The sequence below is a fragment of the Moraxella canis genome, assembly GCF_002014965.1.
GTDB classification, from domain to species: domain Bacteria; phylum Pseudomonadota; class Gammaproteobacteria; order Pseudomonadales; family Moraxellaceae; genus Moraxella; species Moraxella canis.
Window position 1 is genome coordinate 340,027 of the sequence record NZ_MUXT01000008.1, and the last position, 19,627, is coordinate 359,653.

The window sequence follows — 19,627 nt, forward strand, 5'->3', positions numbered from 1 at the left end:
TGATGATCAGGTTTAGCATACCATCAGTTCCTTTTTGATTCAATAGCAAATAATAATCATTACTAAATATAAACACGATGACCAAGACCGATTGCCACGCTGATTTTTCCCCCATGGATTTGCGCAAACGCATGCGCGCTCAAAGACGATCGCTTAGCCAATCCAAGCGCTGCCAATCCGCTTTCTTGGCCGCCAGATTCTTATATAAACTGATCCCGCTCTTACCAAAGAATGCTAACATTGGGGTTTATTTGGATGGGTTTGGCGAGCTGCCAACCTTTGTCATTACCAAGTTTTGCCAAAAGCTTGGTTATCAGGCTTATCTACCCATCACCACACCAAATAAACCCCTAAAATTCGCCCCAATCATGGGGTCGATCAGTAAAACACCCTTAAAAAAGCATCGCTTGGGCATGTACGAACCTGTGTCAAGACTGACACTGTCCGCCAATCATATGGATGCCATCATCTGTCCTTTGGTGGCGGTTGATCTTGAGGGTGTGCGCCTTGGGATGGGCGGTGGCTACTACGACCGCACATTTGCCAAGACCAAAAACTGCCTAAAAATCGCTTGGTGTTATGAGTTTCAAGTTGTCGATCAGTTGCCCAAGCAGCCTTGGGATATGTCGGTAGATCTTATCATCACCGATCAAAGGCTGATACGGCTATAATAATAAATCATCATAATTTACCGCAAACAACCAAAATAAAAAGAGGTAAATACACCGTATTTAACCTCTTAATGAATCCAAAATCTATCAGCTGTAATGCGCCGGTTCTTCGTCATACACATGCGCGTGCCAAAAATTACTTTGTCGCTGCACCACGCTTGCGATGGCAGCATGGATCATCGCTTGTCCAACCACCCTAGCGTCCGCGCCAAGCATGTCTTTGACTTGATCTGAAAAAGCAATGCTTACCAAAGGCTCATCATTACCTACTTCACGCAAGATCATAGCCCCTGAAGGCTCTTCTATAAACTCAAGCAAAGTTTCTTGGACAAACTCTTCTTTGGACTTTCTTGATTTTGATTTGGTGGCGCGCTGCGACTGTTCGGCACTCTCATTGGCATCCAAGCCTTCTTCATCCTGCTGCTGACGCTTACGCCACTTCACGGGCTCACCATCAGATTCCTGCGCCTGTGATCGCTGACCACGCGCAAGCTTTGATAATTTGGATAAATCCACGCCCAGTGTCTGCTCTACCTGCCGTGCAAGCTCTTCGACGGTGGCAGGATCCATAAACTGAGAAATGGCTGAAGCCAGCGCATCAATCAGCGTCTCATCACCGCGCCCATTGACTTCTTGAAAAAACAGCTCATGCAAAATCGCTAACGTTTCTTCTTCGTCAGAGGCATGGAATATCAAATCATCAACAAACGATAAACATTCTGCAATGCTCATCGTTTGCCAATTTTCAATGGTTTGTGAAATTTGATTTGTCATTATGATTGCCATCTCATCATTATTTTCGTCTATCTTGGTATATGGCATCATTTGAACAGTTTTCAAGTCATCGCCAGTAGCGCAGCTTTGCCAACATAAATAACAGCGCAACAAACATACCTAAATAATAAGCCATGCGCACATCAAAAGTATCATCGCGCCACTTTAGCGGCATCGAGATCAGCGCGGTCAAGGCAGGAATCATCACCAAAGCCACAAGCCAATTTTCAAAAACATGCAGCCACCCTTCCAAGCCGCCATATCGAAGCCCCGATAAACCCACCAGCAAGCAAGCCACGATGAGCAATAAAATCAAGCCTTTGGGAATGTCTTTTGGCGTGATGGCGTCAGGGATCAGCTTAGAGAGCATCAGCTATACACCCCCATGATGGATAACAGCGCCACCGTCGACAGCAGCCAACCAAAAGTCCAAGCATTTCTAGGATGGATATTGGTTTTACCCAGTTTATTAAGCCCAGTCGCGCCAAGCCAAGTTATCAGTGGAATACCGATCACAAATACAGGGACAACGACAGCAGCATGACGCAATACCACAGACAGCTCATCGCCAAACATCAATCGAAATCCATAGCCTGCTAAGCTCAGTATCAAGCTTGCCAAACACAGTCCTATGGTAAAACCCATGGGTACGACGCCAGCAGGTTTTTTATTAGGCTTTGAGGCGTTATGATGCGTAGATGGGGCTTGATGGTGCGGTGTGGTCATGATCGATTCACCTTTGACAGCTCATCACGCATGGAATCAATCACAGCCTTATAATCAGGCTGATTAAAAATCGCCGATCCTGCCACGAACATATCAGCGCCCGCCTCAGCAATGGCGCGAATATTTGCCACATTCACACCGCCGTCAACTTCCAGGCGAATGTCTCGACCGCTATCATCAATCATTTGACGCACCGTTGCCAATTTATCCAGTGTCGCATCAATGAACTTTTGACCGCCAAAACCTGGGTTTACGCTCATCAGCAAAATCTGATCCACTTTATCTAAAGTATGATCCAAATAATATAAAGGCGTCGCAGGGTTAAAAACCAAACCACATTTGGCGCCGCCATCTTTGATCAGCTGAAGACTTCTGTCTATGTGCTCGCTGGCTTCGGGGTGAAAGGTGATAATGTCAGCGCCTGCCTTCAAAAACTGCTCAATCATGCCATCAACTGGCTTGACCATCAAATGCACGTCAATGGGCGCACGGATGCCATAGTCCTTCAATGCTTGACAAATCATCGAACCAAAAGTCAAATTCGGCACATAGTGGTTGTCCATCACATCAAAATGCACAACATCCGCACCAGCTTCAAGAACCTGTTTAACATCCTCTCCAAGCCGTGCAAAATCAGCAGACAAAATTGATGGGGCAATCAAAAAAGGCTGGGTCATAATCACTCTCGATAATTTAATGGTATGGCGTATCATACCAAAAATCGGATTTTTGTGCCAATGTTTGATACCATTGACACGATTTGACCCATATTTAACTTTGTTAAAAGCGCTTAAGGTCAGTTTATTCGCTGTCGCCTGCCATCATCATGATCTGTTCGCTGATGGCAACGGTGTTAAAGCCTGCATCCACAAACAAAATCTCACCAGTAATGCCACTTGCCCAAGGTGATAGCAAAAACAGTGCAGCGTTACCCACCTCTTCTTGGCTGACATTGCGCTGAAGTGGGGCGATTTTTTCGCTGACATCAAGCATACGGCGGAAAGACTTGATCCCACTGGCGGCAAGCGTTCGGATAGGGCCTGCGCTGATGGCATTAACACGGATGCCCTCTGCACCCAGTGATGATGCCAAATAGCGTACCGAAGCTTCCAAGCTTGCTTTGGCCATGCCCATCACATTATAATTTGGTAATACAGAAATACTGCCTTCATAAGTCAAAGTTAACAAAGAGCCTTGGCGCGCAGCAAGCAATTCACGCCCTGCTTTGGCAAGTGCCACAAAACTGTAGCTTGAAATATCATGGGCGATTTGGCTACCCTCACGAGTTGTCGCATTTGTAAAATCGCCGTCAAGCTGATCAGCCGGCGCAAAGCCGATGGCATGCACGATGCCATTGATCCCTTTATCGTCACCTGCCCCCCAATGCTTGGCGACTTCATCAAAACAGGCTTGAATCGACTCATCTGAACCAACATCACACTCAATCACCGCCACCGCGCCAAACGCTTCTGCCGCCATATCCACACGCTTTTTGATCTTGTCATTAGGATAGGTCAAAATCAGCTCCGCCCCCTCACGATGCAGACTCTCAGCGATCGCCCAAGCAATTGATAATTTACTGGCAATGCCAGTCACCACAAAACGCTGACCTTTTAGTAGCATGACTTTATCCTTTTGATAGAAATTTTTGCCATTATAGCATGGAATTTTAGAATGTGGGATAAAATTAGTACAAATGTAAACTTAATATCAATCACCAAATCGTCTAAATCATTAGTAAATACCCAAAAAGTGATGAAAAAATAAGTTTTTTGTTAAATCAATCGTCATTTTATGGTAAGCTATGCATTTTTTTAATAGACGCTTAAAATCATGTCAAATTCTGATACCGTGAACTTCATCCACGATTACGAAACCCTGTCTAAGCATTATGCCCAAATCATCTCCTCAGCAGGAGAAGATTTGACCCGTGATGGGCTGATTGACACGCCGATGCGTGCTGCCAAGGCGTTTGGTTATCTGACTCGTGGCTATCATCAGGACTTGGCAACTGTGGCTAATAACGCTGTCTTTGATTCTGACAACCCTGAACTGGTTTTGGTACAAAATATCGAATTTTATTCGCTGTGCGAACATCATCTGCTGCCTTTTTATGGCGTTGCCCATGTGGGCTATCTGCCAGATGGCAAGGTATTGGGACTCTCCAAAGTAGCGCGCATCGTTGATATGTATGCTCGTCGCCTACAAATTCAAGAAAACTTGACCAAGCAAGTCGCCAGTGCCATTGAGGAGCTGACAGGTTGCCGTGGCGTGGCAGTCATCATGGATGCCAGTCATATGTGTATGATGATGCGTGGTGTCGGCAAGCAGCAGTCCACCACACGCACCACCAGTATGTTGGGCGAATTTACCTCCAATCATGATGCCCGCCGTGAATTTTTGGATGCCATCCCTCGCCGAGCGCCCGCTTTTGGTTAAATTTGGTTGAAGCTTGAGCCTTAGGCTTGACCAAACAAACCAGCGATCCAAACCTTCTCACCTAAATCCTCTGAAGAGAAGGTTTTTTATTTGATTAATTTTGATAAATCACTTCTTTTTTGGGATAAATTTGCTATGATAAAGCAAATTGACAGCCTTTTTTGATTCATGATTCATTATTTTCGCTCTGTGTTTATTATCGGCATCCCTAGTGTCATGCTAACACTCCTTGTTGGCTGCAAAAGTTTGCCCGAGACGCCCCACTTGCCAAAAAGCTTAGCATTAACCAAACAGGTCCAAGAGCGTCATCAAATGGTCAAAGATGGCGGCAGCTCAGGCGGGCTTATCTCAGCCATCAACGCCCAAAGCCACAACCACCCCCATCAATCAGGATACTATCCGATTGCAACAGGGGCTAACGCTTTTGCGGCGCGCAGCACCCTGACAGACATGGCAAACCAATCCATCGATATTCAATACTACATTTGGCACAACGATGAAGCCGGTCAGCTGATGCTCAAAGATCTGTGGGAAGCTGCCGATCGCGGCGTGATTGTCCGATTGCTGCTTGATGATTTTAATAGCTCACCTGAACTTGATCAGCTACTTCTACGCATTTCAGAGCATCCAAATATTGCCGTCAGATTAATCAATCCAATGAATTATCGCGGTGTTCGCAGCTTAAACTATGTGTTACATCCTGTACGCAGCAATCGACGGATGCACAATAAAAGCATGACATTTGATAATAAAATCAGCGTCATAGGCGGTCGCAATATTGGTAATGAATACCTAAATAATGCACCGGTCAATAATTTTGCTGATTTGGATGTGATGTTGGTCGGTCATGTCGTCGGTAAAATCACGGAAAGCTTTGAGACATATTGGGCGTCATCATTATCCTTTGATATCGAAACGCTCGTCAAGCATGACAACAAAGACGACGCTAACGGCATCAAACCTGTGGTATTTGATGAGCTTGAAAAAATCAAAGACAGTTCAGATGCCGAGCGAGAGCTGCGCACTTATCGTCAAGCCATGCAAAATTCGACCATCGGACAAGACTTGCTGACTCGTCAAGTGCCATTTTTTTGGACGCAGATTGATTTGATGGTAGACAATGTCGTCAAACTAAACGGTCGCTCAGAGCCTAATGATTTTTTGGTGTCGCAGCTGCAAGCGCGATTGGGTCAGCCAAGTAAAAAACTTAGCATCATTTCATCTTATTTTGTCCCCACTAAGGACGGTGTAGAGACTCTGACCGCACTTGCCAAAATGGGGGTCGAGGTGAATATTTTGACCAATTCATTTGATGCCACCGATGTCGGTATTGTGCATGCAGGCTATGCGCACTGGCGAAAACAGCTACTGGCGGCAGGCGTGCGACTTTTTGAAATCAAGTCTAGCGCCCAAAGCGTCCAAGCCAATGAAAATCGTTTTTGGCGTACACGCCAGCACAGTACCACCAGCCTACATGCCAAAGCCTTTGCGGTGGATGATGATCAGGTATTCATTGGCTCATATAATGTCGATCCACGCTCAGCTAATATCAATACCGAGCTTGGCGTACTTATTAAAGATGGCAAATTGGCAGATCAGCTGCACAACGCCCTAAGCAATAGCGAAGCCATTAGCCATCAAGCCTACGAACTAAAACTTGACTCCCAAGGCAATATCAATTGGCACACCACCGAAAATGGCAAGCCAGTCATTTTAGAGAGTGAGCCGCACATGGATCATAAAGATCGCATTATCATCTGGTTGGCTGGATTGATGCCGATAGATTGGCTACTTTAATCTGACTTATCAAGTAACGACCTTTATTACAGAATGTGTTAAAATACCTTATTTAAATGGATGTTTGGTTCTAAATTGTATAAATAACACTGGTGTTTTGTAGGTTTTATTTGTAAAATACCCTTGAGCACTGAACGCTTTATGGACGCTCAGCGTGTCTACTTTTGCTATTTTTGATGCCGCCGGTGACGCTTAAAGCATCAGATTTGCAAGGTATTATTTATACTTTGTGCTGTCAAACGTGCTGTTTGATCAGTATTTAGCGAGAAGAATATCATGCCAGCCAGCCAACTACTCAGTCAGCGCCATTTCAGTGCCATTATCATTGCAAGTCTCATCGCCGGTGTGGCTTTTTTTGACTTTGCGATTTTTTTATACTTATCTGACTTATTGCTAAACATTTTTTTTGGCGATACAGAGCACACATGGCTTTCTCGTCTTCAGCTATTTGGGCTATTTGCGGCAGGCTATATTGCCAGACCCTTAGGTGGACTGCTGATTGGGCGCTATGGCGACACCAAAGGTCGCAAGCCTGCACTGTTTATCAGCATACTGGGTGTGGCGGTATTTACTTTATTAATTGGGCTATTGCCACAGTATAGCCAAATTGGCTTAATCGCGCCTGTTCTCTTTATTATCGCCCGAGTGATCCAAAGTCTTGCCATTGGTGGCATCATGCCAAGCGTTTGGGTGTATGTCACCGAACATCTGCCAACGCGCTTTATGGGCGCAGGTTGCGGTACGGTCTTATCAGGCTGCACACTGTCTTTGATTGCTTTGATTGTATTAATTAACTGGCTAGATGGCGCATTGACTTTGGGACAGATGATGAGCTTTGGTTGGCGCATTCCATTTATTTGTGGTGGTCTATTAAGCTTGGTATTGATCTTGGCGTCATACAGATATCTGCAAGAGACGCCCATTTTCTTAGCGGCGCAATCTCAAACGCCATCAAATCATGAGAACGACTCAATGCTCAGTACCGTGGGTCTGTCCACCTTGACTGACTCACAAATACAGCAGATTAACGATCTGCCTACAACTGAATTTGAGCTTTCTCAAGATACGACGCTGCCGCATGACAACGCAAATTCAAACTCAATGACGCCGCCACCCAAAATCAGCGGAATAGATCAGCGCGCAGTCGCACCAGTGATGCGCTTTGCCTCAAAATTGACCAGCTTTGCCAAATCATCGGTGTCATTTTTTCAAATTATTTGCAATAAAAATATGCTCGTCAGCATTGTGACTGCCGTGATTTTGGTCAGTATTGTGGTAAGCTTATTAATCTTTACCCCAATTTTATTGACGGATTTGGTTGATGACAGCTTCCGAGTTTCTGAAACTGTTTTGTGGTTTGGTAATTTGCTTGCGATTTTATTTATGGCAATTGGCTGCCTGATATTCGGTGTCTTGGTGGATAGGCTCAATCCTGGGATTGTACTGACTTTTGGTAGCTTATTTTTAGCAATGCAAGCGGCTTTGTTTTTCAATCATCTGCGTGATGGCGGTGACTATGCTTTGATATTCTTTGCCCTGTTTGGGTTTGCTTCAGGCATCATTGGCGCTATTCCTTCGATTGTTGTGCGCTTATTTTCTGTTAAGATTCGCTTAACAATTGTCGGTGTCATCCATAATGTTGTTATCGCACTTGTCGGTGGTTTGTTGCCTTTTGTTCTGAATTCAGCCTCAGTTTATGCAGCTTTTGCCCCCGTGATTTTTATCGTCTCACTATCACTGCTGATGATGTTCATGAGTTTTTATATCTACTACATTCCTCGCACCGACTTTGATATGAGTCGCTAAAAAAAACACCGCATGGCTCAGACCATGCGGTGTTTTTATGAATGATCATTAAAAGTTAACAGTTTCCACACCTTGGTCACTGGCTTTTAGCATCAGATGCGCCGACTGCGCTGCAAATACGCCATGACAGACCACGCCTACAATATTATTTAAGACAGCCTCCATCTTAGCCGCATCGGTGATGTCAAGGTCATATGTATCTAAGATGACATTGCCATAATCAGTTACAAATCCTTCGCGATACACAGGATCGCCGCCCATCGCCACCAACTCACGCGCTACATAAGAGCGCGCCTGAGGTAAAACTTCGATCGCAACAGGAAATCTGCCCAGTTTATCGACGATTTTTGAGTCATCTACCATACAAATAAAGCGCTTTGAAGCAGCCGCGACGATTTTTTCGCGCGTCAGTGCGCCGCCGCCACCCTTGATCATATTGCCCTGTGCGTCAATCTCATCAGCGCCATCAATGTACAGATCCAAAACCCCCACTTGATTCAAATCATAAATCTCGATACCCAAAGCTTTTAATTTATCTTCGGTGACTTGAGAGCTGGTCACTGCACCTTTGATGCGCACTTGCGGTAGCAGCTCGATCAAGCAATTGACTGTACTGCCTGTACCCACGCCCAAAATCATACCATCTTCGATATGGCTTAATGCAGCTTTGGCAGCGGCTTGTTTTTGAGCAAGTTTTGGATCGGTTGCGGTCATCGTATTTCCCCAATAAAAATTTACTTAATTTTACGCCAAAGTCGCCAAAAACTAAACCACTTTTTACCAATCCAAGCATTTTCACCGATTCTCAACCGCCCATTTTATACCCAAAATCACATTAACATGGGGATTAATCAAAATACGGTGGATAATCGCCAAAATGATTGACGAAAATGTTACAATGCCGGTTTATTTTTGCTTTGATAAATTTGGGGGATTGGATGCAAGGCATCATCACACTATTGCTGATTCTAAGCCCAATGTTTGTTGGGTTTGCACTGCCCACATCACAAAAAAGGGTCGCTGCCAGCGAGCGGGCGCTCAATTATTTGGTATATTTGATTTTGATTGTGATTGGTATTGAGCTAGGATTGGTGGAAGACTTAGCACAAAAAGTTGGTGATATTGCCAAATATCTGAGTACATTGGTCGTGCTAACGATCGGGGCTGGGCTGATCAGTCTTGGCATATTTGATAAATATTCGCTAAAAAATCAGCCTAAAAATCAGGCATCTTTAACCAACAAACCAAAAATCAGCCTAAGGGGCAGTTTGGTGCAGCTGATCTGCCTAGCGATCGGGTTCGTCGTTGCCAAGTTTTTGCCAGCCCAGTTGATACCACCTGATAAGACTACGACCGTGCTGTTAATGGCGTTATTATTTTTGGTGGGTGTCAGCCTAAAAGGCTCAGGCATTACCTTAAAGCAGGCTTTGGTGAATAAACAGGGCTTAAAAATAAGCGCCATATTTATGCTATGCACGACCTTATCAGGGGCAGTGTTTGCACTGCTATTTGATGAAGTCACGCTCATGCAGGGTTTGGCTTTGGCGTCTGGGTATGGCTGGTACTCACTTTCAGGCACGATTATGACAGATGCTTATGGGGCGGTATGGGGCAGCGTCGCCCTGCTCAATGATCTGGCTCGCGAAGTGATAGCCTTGATTTTTATTCCGTGGGTCATGCGCTACTCTACTTCCGCAGGCGTCGGCTTAGGCGGTGTGACCAGTCTTGATTTTACATTGCCGACCATCTTGCAGGCAGGTGGTACCCACATCATGCCCATGGTCATCAGTTTTGGATTTATTACTAATATCGTCTCGCCTGTGCTGATGGTGCTATTTAGCTCATTTGGGTAACCTGTCAGGTACACCAAGCCCAGCCGCTTAGCGATTGGCTCGCTCGATCAGCAGGCGCATCACCGATGGCGACTTGGAAATTGCCTTGACAATCTCACTGCGCGCATAGCGTATCATAGGAATGTCGCTAAGCGCCGACGCATAAGCAAAATTAATCATAGAAAAGCTGTGCATCATCACCGAATTATGCCCTTTGACCGCACGTTCATAATCACCCAATAAACGTGCGCTTAAGGGTAAATTTTTGGTGCGGTACTCATCTATCAATGTAATCAGCGCCTTCACATCGGATAAGCCCAAATTCAGCCCCTGCCCTGCTAATGGATGCACCCCATGCGCGGCATCGCCCATCAGCGCTATCAAGCCCTTATGATAGCGTTTGGCACTTTGCGCAGACAGTGGAAAACTAGCAACCGACTGCACCTCATGAATATCCCCAAGCACATAACCACTTGCTAACGCCAGCCTATCTATGAGACTCTTAGGATTTTGATGGTAGTCGCTCAAATATGCCTCTGCGATCTGCTCAGGCAAGGTCCATACGATCGACTGCCACCGCCCTTGATCCTGTTGATTGAGATCAGCGATGGGCAATAGTGCCAAAGTGCCTGTTGGTAGCATCACTTGACGCGCTGTATTATCATGCGGCTGATCGGTTCGGATAGCGCAGCAGATGGCTTTTTGGTGGTAATCAAGCTTATCAATCCCAATCCCCATTTCTCGGCGCACCAAAGACGCGCGACCGTCTGCCCCGAGCAGCAGCTTGGCTTTTACCATTTTAGCTTGATTATCGGCTTGATAACGTATGCACACACCGTCAGACATCTCATCAAAAGCCATGCCATGAGCCGCCAAGCTAATCTCGTATTTTAAAGTTAAATTGTCACACGCTTGGGCGCGGCGCCACAGTGCCTCATCCAACACCGAAGGCTCAACCATGGAGCCAAGCATGATATTTTCAAAAGCTCGTTCATCTTCAAAAATCAGCTCACCAAAATCATCTCGCGCCCACACGCGCATTTGGTCATAGTCAGCACGTCTGGTGATGCCATCCCATACATCGGCACTTTTGAATAAATCTATACTGCTACGATTGAGCGCGTATACTCTAGCATCTCGCTGAGCCAGCCTAAGATCAAAAGACGCCTGGCTAGGGGCAGGCTTATTATCCAAAATAATGACCTGATAGCCTCTTTGGGCAAGTAAGATGGCACAGAGCATGCCCACAGTGCCAGCACCAATAATAGCAACATCATAATGCTTGGCTTGGGAGTTTGGATCAGTCACTGAAATTGGCAGCTCGCCTGATGGATGATTTTGAACAGTCATAATAATAAGATGCGGTAAAATATGTATCATTTTACCGCATCTATGCTTATTTTTCAGGGAAAATTTGGTGCTGATAGGCTTGTCGTACAATTAACCCATAAAGAAACAAGCCCCAAGGGTTCCACCTGCCTTGGGACTTGTTTCAACTTGATTGATATCCGTCAGCTGACGGACTGGCATTAGCAGCGATAATACAAATCAAACTCAAGTGGATGTACCGCTTCGTTCATTTTGTGCACTTCTTGCATTTTTAGGTCGATATAAGCATCGATCATATCTTTACTAAACACATCACCTTTTAATAAGAAAGCATGATCTTCTTTTAGGGCTTTTAAGGCAGCTTCTAGATTCTCTGCCACAGTTGGGATCAATGCCTCTTCTTCTGGTGGTAAATCATACAGGTTCTTATCCGCTGCCTCACCTGGATCAACTTTATTTTCAATGCCATCAATCCCTGCCATCAGTAGGGCAGCAAAGCACAGATATGGGTTAGCTGCTGGATCTGGGAAACGCGCTTCGATACGCACCGCTTTTGGACTAGACACATGCGGAATACGAATAGACGCTGAGCGGTTCGATGCTGAATATGCTAATTTAATCGGCGCTTCAAAATGTGGTACCAAGCGCTTATAGCTATTGACTGTTGGGTTGGTGATCGCGTTTAGCGCACGTGCATGTTTGATGATACCGCCAATGAAGTGTAGCGCGGTCGTCGATAGACCAGCGTACTCATCACCAGAAAAAGTATTGACGCCATCTTTTGAGATCGACATGTGGACATGCATCCCAGAGCCGTTATCACCAACGATTGGTTTTGGCATAAAGGTTGCGGATTTACCAAATTGATTGGCAACATTTTGCACCACATATTTAAATTGCTGTACTTCGTCTGCTTTTTTGACCAAAGTATTAAAAGACACGCCAATTTCAAGCTGACATGAAGCCACTTCATGATGATGCACTTCCACACGACCTTCACCCATGATGTCTTCGATGCGCTCGCACATGACGGCGCGCATGTCATGATAATGGTCAATCGGTGCACTCACAGCATAGCCACCTTTCACCGCTGGACGATGACCATTATTGCCCCATTGGTACTCTTTGATTGATGACCAAGATGCCGCTTCAGAAGTGATGGTGTTGCGAGCGCCTGATGGGTCAATATCCCATTTAACATCATCAAACACAAAAAATTCAGGCTCAGGACCAAAAAATGCAGTATCACCGATGCCTGTTGATTTTAAATAAGTTTCCGCGCGGCGTGCGATTGAGCGTGGGTCTTTTTCATAACCTTGTAAGGTTGCAGGCTCGATCACATCACAAGTCACGACCACTGTTGGCGCTTCATAAAATGGATCTAAATACGCTGTCTCAGAATCAGGAAGCAAAATCATATCCGATGACTCGATGCCCTTCCAGCCTGCCACCGATGAGCCGTCAAACATTTTACCATCTTCTAGCGTGTCTTCATCCACGGTAGACGCTGGAAAAGTCAAATGCAGCTCCTTGCCATGCGTGTCAGTAAAACGAAAATCAACCCACTTAGCACCCGATGATTCGATCAGATCAAATAACTTGTTTGACATAATACACTCCTGCTTTTTTATGAAATTTTCAGTTAAGCTCACCGACTTTACGCGCTGTCAGTGATTGGCTTGTCAGTTATCATACGCTTTTTTTGGGTAAAGGTAAAGACAAAAACCCAGCAAAAATCATATTATAAATATAAATAATAAATATAAAAATATTTATTATTTATAAAAATAAATAATAAATATTTTACTATTATAAAATATAAACATATGATTTTATTATATTTATATTTTATCATATTTTTATGAAATTTTTATAATATTAATTAAATTAAATATATATTTTTATTATTAATTAATTTATAAATATTTATGATAATATAATCTGTTTTTATTATTATATATTGATAATATCTTATCTGTTTAATGAGCATAAAAAAATCGCGCTCCAAAAGCGCGATCATGACCCAAATTTCGCCAAATCAGTCAGGCAAATTCATCTTGGTCGTATCAGGATTGAGACCAAAATAAAAAACAACGGTCGCCACCAAACTATTCACCCCAATAAATGCCCAATCAATCCCTTCATGATGCAGCACAAATCTCCCCAAAAGCGCCGACACGCCAAGCATCACAATAAAGCACCCCACCAAATAGCCAATGATGGTCGGATGTTTGACAGAAGTGATCTCGCCAGCTTGACGCTTAGGATGTAATAGCTTTAGATTGATAAAAAAGCCAATGGTATAAACGATCGCACCCATCAACAGATAGCCCAAAAATCCCATGCCGATTTTCCTTATACTCAAATAAGTGGTTATTTATTTTGATGAAACTCTGATGTTAAGCTGATGCGCTTATCATCGCATGCCACTTGATAAATGGTGTTAACCGCCCCCATCAATGACACAGCGTAGTGACTGTCAAGCATCGGATTGGTATTGGCGCTGGTCTCATGCAGCTTGGCAATCGCCAAGACTTCATCTGGTCTTGCGATGATCTCGCCTGCCACATCGCTCATAGACAGATTGATAGAATTGGTAGAAAAATATTTCCAACCATCTGATTTGGCAAGCACAGTCAGAGGCTCAGGCTCATCCCAAACTTGGGCTTTGCTTTCATCTTCTTTCATCTGCATCACATATTTGCCATCTTTTAAGCTGATCTGAATACTGGCAGGCGTGTCCTTGTCAATGGTGTAACAGCCCACATAAGTCGTCTGCTGAATGTCAGCTTCAGGGGCACTGACCGAAGCTTGTTCAGTCGGTTTATCACCACACGCAGTCACCATCATCGCTGCACTCAATGCACTTGCAAAAACTAAAAATTTCATCAACTTTCCAAGACAGTCATATATTTACGCTATTGTACTTTGAAATCTTGATTTTGACTAGGTTTAAAATACTGGAAAACCACGATAAAGTTCAGTAAAATAAGCTTTTATTTTTATTAAGTTTATCATAATGAATGCAGCCAAGCCCTATCGTCTTTCTGTCGTCATGATCGTCAAAAATGAAGCTCATAATTTGGCATTATCGTTGCCAAGCGTGGCTGAATTTGCTGATGAAATCATCATCTTAGACAGTGGCAGCACCGATAACAGCCGTGATATCGCCGAAAGCTTTGGGGCAGAATGGTTTGTGAATACCGACTGGCAAGGCTTTGGTAAACAAAGACAGCTTGCCCAAAGCCATGCCACAGGCGAGTGGATTTTAGCCCTTGATGCTGATGAAGTGGTCACGCCCACGCTCAAAAACAGCATCTTACAAGCCATTAAAAATCCCCCTGCCAATACAGTCTATGGCATCAAACGGCTTGATTTTGTGTTTGGACATCAAATTGACAATGCTTTGTGGGGCGTGAAAGCCCATTGGCGACTTTATCCCAAACACTTTGGTTATGACAATAATTTGGTGCACGAGTCCGTTGTTTTGACTGGGGCAAACACCGCAAAACTGGACGGATTTTTAGAACACCACACCGCACCCACGCCAAAATTTTGGTTAGAAAAACGTCTAGACTATGCCAAAGCATGGGCAGATGACCGCCACACCCAAGGCAAAACAGGCAAATTTTACAAAGTCGTACTTAATCCTTTGTGGGCATTTGTCAAGCAATATGTGATTGATGGACGATTTTTGCAGGGGCGTTATGGACTGATTTATTCTTTATTATTTAGCCAGTACACATTTAATAAATACGCCTGTCTTTATGATTTAAGCCACAATCAAGCCAAGCAGGCATTTTTAAATTCTGTGGCGATGACAAAAAACTTACAGCCCATTGACCTTTCACAAAAAAAATCGACACTCTCGCTGGTGATGATTTGTAAAAACGAAAGCAAACATCTCAAAGCATGTCTAGATACGGTGCATGATATCGTTGATGAAATCATCATCTTAGACAGTGGCAGCTCCGATAACACTCGCCAAATCGCCGAAAGCTTTGGGGCAAAATGGTATGTCAATACCGATTGGCAAGGCTTTGGTAAACAAAGACAGCTTGCCCAAAGCCATGCCACAGGCGACTATGTGCTGGTGCTTGATGCCGACGAACGACTTGACCAGACGCTGCGCGAGTCTATCGCCAAGGTACTCAGCCTGCCTGTACAAACCGATAAAGTATTTAGTGTGGCTCGGGTCAATACGTTTTGCGGGGTGGAAGTTCAGCCACGCCGTTGGTATACCGATAAATTGGCTCGCTTATATGCCCGTAAGTTTGAGTACAGCGACCTAAACGTACACGAATCCTTAGACCAACAAGGTGTGCCAAGCCAAGTTTTAGATGGCTACTTACCCCACATCACCAATGATGATTTACATCATTTTTTGGTAAAGAACATTCGTTATAGCCATGATTGGGCGCAAGAAAAACACGCCAAAGGCAAGCAAGTGAGCCTATTTGGGATAATCGGTCGCTCGCTGGTGTCATTTTTGCGTGAATACGTGCTTAGAGCTGATTTTAGTGGTGGTGCATACGGCTATATCTTAGCGGCGGCATCCATGGGCTACACCTTAGATAAATACATCATGCTTTGGCAGATGAATCAGGAGAATTGATGAAAACTTACGTCATCAGCCTAAGCCACGCCAAAGAACGCCGAGACCATATTCAGGCAGAATTTGGTAAACAAGGCATCGAATTTGAGTTTTTTGATGCGGTGACGCCTGCGGATACGCTTGCGGTTTGCCAACAGCTTGGTTTATCTTTACATTATAATAACACCTTGTCAGATGGTGAAAAAGCGTGCTTATTAAGTCATGCACTTCTTTGGCAGAAAATGATTGATGAGAATTTGGATTATCTAGCAGTATTTGAAGATGATGTATGCTTGGGTCGCGAGGCAAATTTGGTCTTAACATCATCGCCTTTTATATCCGATTTTGATGTGATTAAGCTTGAAACATATCTAGAGCTTACTCATACCAGATCGACCAATTATCAATTGGGGGGGGTAGAATGCTACATTTATTAAAGACGCTACACACTGGTACAGCAGGTTACCTACTCTCAAATTCTGGTGCACGCTTTTTTTGACCCATCTTCGCTCTCTGTCAAGCCAAGACTATTATGCTGTAGATCATGTAATGTTTGATGCCAATTTAAAAAGTATAAAAGCATATCAGCTTGTACCTGCTTTGTGTGTACAAGCTGACCGTCTAAATCCCACAAAACTTGCAAGCGTGATCAAGCAAGGGCGCGATGAAATCGCCCCAAAGAAGAAAAAGCATAGAACAGCCACTCGTTATATTAATAAGTTATATCGCAGCATCGGCAAGCGTACATTTTTTAAGACCGTATCTTTTGAGTGACCGTATCTATGAAAACCTATATCATCAGCCTAAGCCACGCCAAAGAAAGACGAGACCATATTCAGGCAGAATTTGGTAAACAAGGCATCGAATTTGAGTTTTTTGATGCGGTGACGCCTGCAGATATTGCCAAGTACTCCCACAAGCTTTCAATGCCAATCATCAATAATCAAAGACTCACCGACGGCGAAAAAGCCTGCTTTTTAAGCCATGCAGCTCTTTGGCAGCAAATGATTGATGAAAATTTAGATTATATGGCAATTTTTGAAGATGACGTATTTTTGGGTGATGATGCAGCTCGTTTCATCAAAGATGATTGGCTGGATTTTGAATTTGATATTATCAAACTTGAAACTTGGCATGAATTGGTTCATATTGGTAACAGCATCCATCACTATGGCGAAAGAACGCTTAACCCCCTAAAAAGCACCCACGTCGGCGCCGCTGGCTATATTCTCAGTCGGTCAGGCGCCCAGCAGCTGCTACAATTTATTAAAAGCATTGATGAATATGAGTGTTATGCCATTGACCATGTTATGTTTGGTGCTTATCTGTCTAAGGGTAAGGTGCTGCAGTTATGCCCTGCGCTGTGTCAGCAACCAGACAGTCAGGCACAAAATTTAGCCAGTCAGCTGGAGCAAGATAGAAAAAATCATAAGTCTGTTTATCATGCCAAAGACTCATTGCCTACCAAACTAAATAAAACCGCCAAACGATTTTATAGAAGTTTTGGAAAACGCTTTTTTTATATCACTGTCCCATTTCGCTGATTTAGATGACAGTCATCAAATTTATTCGTCTGACATTTTTTGACGGGCTTTGATGTTTGGTTTTGAAACGGGTCGTGATGGATTTAGACTCTCGCCTGCAAGCACACGCTCATAGCAGTCCAGATAAGCCTTAGACATCGCCATATGGCTAAAATGAGACTTGGCATGCTCATGACATGCTCTTCGGTCAAATCGTGCCACATCCTTAACAGCTTCGGTCAAAACGGCATAGCTATCTGATAATACCCCGACTTCTTGGCTGACGATGTCAGGCATCGCCCCAAATGGCGTGGCAAACACCGGACAGCCCAAATATAAACTTTCAATCACTGCAAGCCCGAAAGGCTCGTGCCATAAGACAGGAAAAATCAAGCCTTTAGAGTTGGCGATTAGGTCGTTTTTTTGTTGACCGCCCACCATGCCATGAAAATTCAGCTTATTTGATAAATAAAAGTAAGGATTACGGCGGATATTAAACCGATGACCCCCCAGCACCTGCAGCGGCATACCCGCTCCTTTGGCAATTCGTACTGTGCCTTGCAAGTTTTTGATGCGCCATGATGCTTTTGCCAAGAAATGCATATAATGCTTCGGCGACGTCAAGTTTGGCTCGCCATAATCTGGCCAAAATAATCCATTGTGCACATAGCATGTGGCGGTATTATTATCGGCATGTTTTTTTGACAGATAAATGGTGTTGATATTAAACTGTCTTGGCGTTTCGCTGTTGCTGTGCTCGGTACACACATAAGGGGTCTTGATATCCCCATCATAAGGGAAATGAAAATGAATGATATCTGCCCAGCCTTGTATTTGAGTCTCTAAAGGCTGTGCGTCATCATAAAGCAGTCCATCCGGATGATTGCCATTGTGTTTGGTTAAAAATTTGACGTCATGTCCAAGCGCTTTTTGCCCTTGATATAACGCCCATAAGACACGTTCGGTGCCGCCATAGTCATTGGGCGGTATGGGCAGCTGAGTGAGTAGCACGTGTAATATTTTCATAGTTATTCATCTAACTCAAAGTCATAAGGTAAATTTTTTGTGACCGCAGGCTCGTTGGCATGTAGCGATTCACCATCTAACACTTTTTCATAATAGTTTAAATATTCTTGACTCATGCGCAAGTGATTGAACGTCTCTTTGGCATATTCATGGCAAGTTTTTCGATTGTATTGATCAATATTGGCGATTGCCTCAATCAACACCGACTTTTTATTTGTGCTAACGCCAACTTCAGGAATGATCAGCTCTGGCACCGAACCACAGTGGCTGCCAACCACAGGACATCCCAGATATAAGCTTTCAATCATTGCAAGCCCAAAGGCTTCATAATTAAGCACAGGAAAAAGCAATGCACTGGAATTTTTGATCACTTGATTTTTCTTCTCGCCGCCCAGCATGCCATGAAAAGTAATTTCATTACCCCAATAAAAATATGGCTGATATCTGCCGTGAGTCGCCCATTTTAAGGAATAGCGCTTACTGCCTATTACATGCAGCTGCTTATTAGAACGGTGAGCTATCTCAACACTGTCTTTGAGGTTTTTGTCTTTATATTTAGCATTTGCCAAAAAATGCACATAATTTTGAGGCTTGCCTAGGTTGGGCTCTCCATAGTCTGGCCAGTATAGTCCATTGTACACATACGCCTGACCACCGCTACGCTCAGCGTGTAATTTGCCCAAAAAAATGGTATTCTTTGGAAATGTAGCAGGCGTGACTTGTTGATTGTGAGTGGTGCAAACAAAGGGCGTGGCGATCTCACCGCGATACAGAAAGTGAAAATGAATGATATCTGCCCAACCTTCTACCTGCTCTTCAAGGCTAAGCTTTGGATCAAAAACCAAGGCATCTGGGTGATTGTTGGCGTATTTCGTCAGAAATTTGACCTCATGCCCCAATGCTTTTTGACCCAAATACAAAGCCCACACGACACGCTCAGTGCCGCCATACTTAGTCGGTGGGATGGGCATACGAGTAAGTAGCACATGAAGAATTTTCATAATATTTCTTGACAGGGTGAATAAATTGTAACCAATATTAGCATATTTATGTATAAAAGACTATGATGAAATCTTAGCCGACCGCCTTTGATAGCTTGGCTTGATTTGT

At 44.0% G+C, this 19,627-nt stretch carries 21 protein-coding genes; 9 read left to right on the top strand and 12 right to left on the bottom strand.

Annotation, left to right across the window (positions count from 1 at the left end):
* Positions 1 to 77: 77 nt before the first annotated feature.
* A complete protein-coding gene (locus tag B0180_RS07650) occupies positions 78 to 671 on the top strand; it encodes a 5-formyltetrahydrofolate cyclo-ligase (protein WP_078256386.1) in 594 nt (197 codons plus the stop codon).
* A gap of 87 nt (positions 672 to 758) precedes the next feature.
* Here the strand turns inward: B0180_RS07650 and B0180_RS07655 are convergent, their stop codons facing one another.
* The 5 genes from B0180_RS07655 to B0180_RS07675 form a co-directional block, all read right to left on the bottom strand.
* Entirely contained in the window at positions 759 to 1,445 is a 687-nt protein-coding gene (locus B0180_RS07655; protein ID WP_078256474.1) for a hypothetical protein, read from the bottom strand.
* A 67-nt stretch (positions 1,446 to 1,512) separates the two neighbouring features.
* Positions 1,513 to 1,815 carry a hypothetical protein gene (locus tag B0180_RS07660; protein WP_078256387.1) on the bottom strand — a complete coding sequence of 101 codons (303 nt, stop codon included), beginning with the start codon at positions 1,813 to 1,815 and terminating at the stop codon, positions 1,513 to 1,515.
* Positions 1,815 to 2,171 carry a hypothetical protein gene (locus B0180_RS07665; RefSeq protein ID WP_078256388.1) on the bottom strand — a complete coding sequence of 119 codons (357 nt, stop codon included), beginning with the start codon at positions 2,169 to 2,171 and terminating at the stop codon, positions 1,815 to 1,817. Before B0180_RS07665 ends, B0180_RS07660 begins: the two co-directional genes overlap by 1 nt.
* On the bottom strand, positions 2,168 to 2,848 hold the full coding sequence (gene rpe / locus B0180_RS07670) for a ribulose-phosphate 3-epimerase (RefSeq protein ID WP_078256389.1): 681 nt from the start codon (positions 2,846 to 2,848) through the stop codon (positions 2,168 to 2,170). Before rpe ends, B0180_RS07665 begins: the two co-directional genes overlap by 4 nt.
* Before the next feature lie 124 nt (positions 2,849 to 2,972).
* The gene (locus B0180_RS07675) at positions 2,973 to 3,794 is read right to left on the bottom strand and encodes an enoyl-ACP reductase FabI (RefSeq protein ID WP_078256390.1); all 822 of its coding nucleotides are present in this window, start codon (positions 3,792 to 3,794) and stop codon (positions 2,973 to 2,975) included.
* A gap of 210 nt (positions 3,795 to 4,004) precedes the next feature.
* Between B0180_RS07675 and folE the strand changes: the two genes are divergently transcribed.
* From folE to B0180_RS07690, 3 genes are all read left to right on the top strand, one after another.
* Positions 4,005 to 4,610 carry a GTP cyclohydrolase I FolE gene (folE, locus tag B0180_RS07680; protein ID WP_078256391.1) on the top strand — a complete coding sequence of 202 codons (606 nt, stop codon included), beginning with the start codon at positions 4,005 to 4,007 and terminating at the stop codon, positions 4,608 to 4,610.
* A 168-nt stretch (positions 4,611 to 4,778) separates the two neighbouring features.
* The gene (locus B0180_RS07685) at positions 4,779 to 6,407 is read left to right on the top strand and encodes a phospholipase D family protein (protein WP_078256392.1); all 1,629 of its coding nucleotides are present in this window, start codon (positions 4,779 to 4,781) and stop codon (positions 6,405 to 6,407) included.
* A gap of 276 nt (positions 6,408 to 6,683) precedes the next feature.
* Positions 6,684 to 8,213: an MFS transporter gene (locus B0180_RS07690; RefSeq protein ID WP_078256393.1), complete on the top strand. Its 1,530-nt coding sequence runs from the start codon at positions 6,684 to 6,686 to the stop codon at positions 8,211 to 8,213.
* 48 nt (positions 8,214 to 8,261) lie between these two features.
* On the opposite strand, the gene rpiA is transcribed toward B0180_RS07690, so the two are convergent.
* Complete coding sequence (gene rpiA / locus B0180_RS07695) at positions 8,262 to 8,927, bottom strand: ribose-5-phosphate isomerase RpiA (protein WP_078256394.1); 666 nt, start codon at positions 8,925 to 8,927, stop codon at positions 8,262 to 8,264.
* 224 nt (positions 8,928 to 9,151) lie between these two features.
* Here rpiA and B0180_RS07700 point away from each other — a divergent pair, with 224 nt between their 5' ends.
* Positions 9,152 to 10,066, top strand: a complete 915-nt coding sequence (locus B0180_RS07700; RefSeq protein WP_078256395.1) for a LysO family transporter — start codon at positions 9,152 to 9,154, stop codon at positions 10,064 to 10,066.
* Between the two features lie 27 nt (positions 10,067 to 10,093).
* Here the strand turns inward: B0180_RS07700 and B0180_RS07705 are convergent, their stop codons facing one another.
* From B0180_RS07705 to B0180_RS07720, 4 genes are all read right to left on the bottom strand, one after another.
* A complete protein-coding gene (locus B0180_RS07705) occupies positions 10,094 to 11,395 on the bottom strand; it encodes an FAD-dependent oxidoreductase (protein WP_078256396.1) in 1,302 nt (433 codons plus the stop codon).
* 179 nt (positions 11,396 to 11,574) lie between these two features.
* Positions 11,575 to 12,984 carry a type I glutamate--ammonia ligase gene (glnA, locus tag B0180_RS07710; RefSeq protein ID WP_049237657.1) on the bottom strand — a complete coding sequence of 470 codons (1,410 nt, stop codon included), beginning with the start codon at positions 12,982 to 12,984 and terminating at the stop codon, positions 11,575 to 11,577.
* 428 nt (positions 12,985 to 13,412) lie between these two features.
* Positions 13,413 to 13,718, bottom strand: coding sequence for a hypothetical protein (locus B0180_RS07715; protein ID WP_078256397.1), 306 nt, complete (start codon positions 13,716 to 13,718; stop codon positions 13,413 to 13,415).
* A gap of 29 nt (positions 13,719 to 13,747) precedes the next feature.
* Positions 13,748 to 14,263 carry a hypothetical protein gene (locus tag B0180_RS07720; protein ID WP_078256398.1) on the bottom strand — a complete coding sequence of 172 codons (516 nt, stop codon included), beginning with the start codon at positions 14,261 to 14,263 and terminating at the stop codon, positions 13,748 to 13,750.
* 130 nt (positions 14,264 to 14,393) lie between these two features.
* Here B0180_RS07720 and B0180_RS07725 point away from each other — a divergent pair, with 130 nt between their 5' ends.
* The 4 genes from B0180_RS07725 to B0180_RS07740 are packed head-to-tail and all read left to right on the top strand — an operon-like array spanning position 14,394 to position 17,512.
* Positions 14,394 to 15,989 carry a glycosyltransferase family 2 protein gene (locus B0180_RS07725; protein WP_078256399.1) on the top strand — a complete coding sequence of 532 codons (1,596 nt, stop codon included), beginning with the start codon at positions 14,394 to 14,396 and terminating at the stop codon, positions 15,987 to 15,989.
* The gene (locus tag B0180_RS07730; RefSeq protein WP_078256400.1) at positions 15,989 to 16,405 is read left to right on the top strand and encodes a glycosyltransferase family 25 protein; all 417 of its coding nucleotides are present in this window, start codon (positions 15,989 to 15,991) and stop codon (positions 16,403 to 16,405) included. Before B0180_RS07725 ends, B0180_RS07730 begins: the two co-directional genes overlap by 1 nt.
* A gap of 58 nt (positions 16,406 to 16,463) precedes the next feature.
* Positions 16,464 to 16,742, top strand: a complete 279-nt coding sequence (locus B0180_RS07735; protein WP_143821296.1) for a hypothetical protein — start codon at positions 16,464 to 16,466, stop codon at positions 16,740 to 16,742.
* Positions 16,743 to 16,750: 8 nt separating this feature from the next.
* Positions 16,751 to 17,512 carry a glycosyltransferase family 25 protein gene (locus tag B0180_RS07740; RefSeq protein ID WP_078256402.1) on the top strand — a complete coding sequence of 254 codons (762 nt, stop codon included), beginning with the start codon at positions 16,751 to 16,753 and terminating at the stop codon, positions 17,510 to 17,512.
* A gap of 21 nt (positions 17,513 to 17,533) precedes the next feature.
* Here the strand turns inward: B0180_RS07740 and B0180_RS07745 are convergent, their stop codons facing one another.
* The gene (locus B0180_RS07745; RefSeq protein WP_078256403.1) at positions 17,534 to 18,517 is read right to left on the bottom strand and encodes a glycosyltransferase family 4 protein; all 984 of its coding nucleotides are present in this window, start codon (positions 18,515 to 18,517) and stop codon (positions 17,534 to 17,536) included.
* A gap of 2 nt (positions 18,518 to 18,519) precedes the next feature.
* Complete coding sequence (locus tag B0180_RS07750; protein ID WP_078256404.1) at positions 18,520 to 19,518, bottom strand: glycosyltransferase family 4 protein; 999 nt, start codon at positions 19,516 to 19,518, stop codon at positions 18,520 to 18,522.
* Positions 19,519 to 19,627 lie beyond the last annotated feature (109 nt).

Coding starts and splice junctions, on each gene's coding strand:
- B0180_RS07740 (WP_078256402.1), top strand. CDS start 16,751: ATGAAAACCTATATCATCAGCCTAAGCCACGCCAAAGAAAGACGAGAC.
- B0180_RS07720 (WP_078256398.1), bottom strand. CDS start 14,263: ATGAAATTTTTAGTTTTTGCAAGTGCATTGAGTGCAGCGATGATGGTG.
- B0180_RS07745 (WP_078256403.1), bottom strand. CDS start 18,517: ATGAAAATATTACACGTGCTACTCACTCAGCTGCCCATACCGCCCAAT.
- B0180_RS07730 (WP_078256400.1), top strand. CDS start 15,989: ATGAAAACTTACGTCATCAGCCTAAGCCACGCCAAAGAACGCCGAGAC.
- rpiA (WP_078256394.1), bottom strand. CDS start 8,927: ATGACCGCAACCGATCCAAAACTTGCTCAAAAACAAGCCGCTGCCAAA.
- B0180_RS07675 (WP_078256390.1), bottom strand. CDS start 3,794: ATGCTACTAAAAGGTCAGCGTTTTGTGGTGACTGGCATTGCCAGTAAA.
- B0180_RS07700 (WP_078256395.1), top strand. CDS start 9,152: ATGCAAGGCATCATCACACTATTGCTGATTCTAAGCCCAATGTTTGTT.
- B0180_RS07665 (WP_078256388.1), bottom strand. CDS start 2,171: ATGACCACACCGCACCATCAAGCCCCATCTACGCATCATAACGCCTCA.
- B0180_RS07690 (WP_078256393.1), top strand. CDS start 6,684: ATGCCAGCCAGCCAACTACTCAGTCAGCGCCATTTCAGTGCCATTATC.
- B0180_RS07655 (WP_078256474.1), bottom strand. CDS start 1,445: ATGACAAATCAAATTTCACAAACCATTGAAAATTGGCAAACGATGAGC.
- folE (WP_078256391.1), top strand. CDS start 4,005: ATGTCAAATTCTGATACCGTGAACTTCATCCACGATTACGAAACCCTG.
- B0180_RS07725 (WP_078256399.1), top strand. CDS start 14,394: ATGAATGCAGCCAAGCCCTATCGTCTTTCTGTCGTCATGATCGTCAAA.
- B0180_RS07660 (WP_078256387.1), bottom strand. CDS start 1,815: ATGCTCTCTAAGCTGATCCCTGACGCCATCACGCCAAAAGACATTCCC.
- B0180_RS07750 (WP_078256404.1), bottom strand. CDS start 19,518: ATGAAAATTCTTCATGTGCTACTTACTCGTATGCCCATCCCACCGACT.
- B0180_RS07685 (WP_078256392.1), top strand. CDS start 4,779: ATGATTCATTATTTTCGCTCTGTGTTTATTATCGGCATCCCTAGTGTC.
- B0180_RS07650 (WP_078256386.1), top strand. CDS start 78: ATGACCAAGACCGATTGCCACGCTGATTTTTCCCCCATGGATTTGCGC.
- rpe (WP_078256389.1), bottom strand. CDS start 2,848: ATGACCCAGCCTTTTTTGATTGCCCCATCAATTTTGTCTGCTGATTTT.
- B0180_RS07715 (WP_078256397.1), bottom strand. CDS start 13,718: ATGGGATTTTTGGGCTATCTGTTGATGGGTGCGATCGTTTATACCATT.
- glnA (WP_049237657.1), bottom strand. CDS start 12,984: ATGTCAAACAAGTTATTTGATCTGATCGAATCATCGGGTGCTAAGTGG.
- B0180_RS07705 (WP_078256396.1), bottom strand. CDS start 11,395: ATGACTGTTCAAAATCATCCATCAGGCGAGCTGCCAATTTCAGTGACT.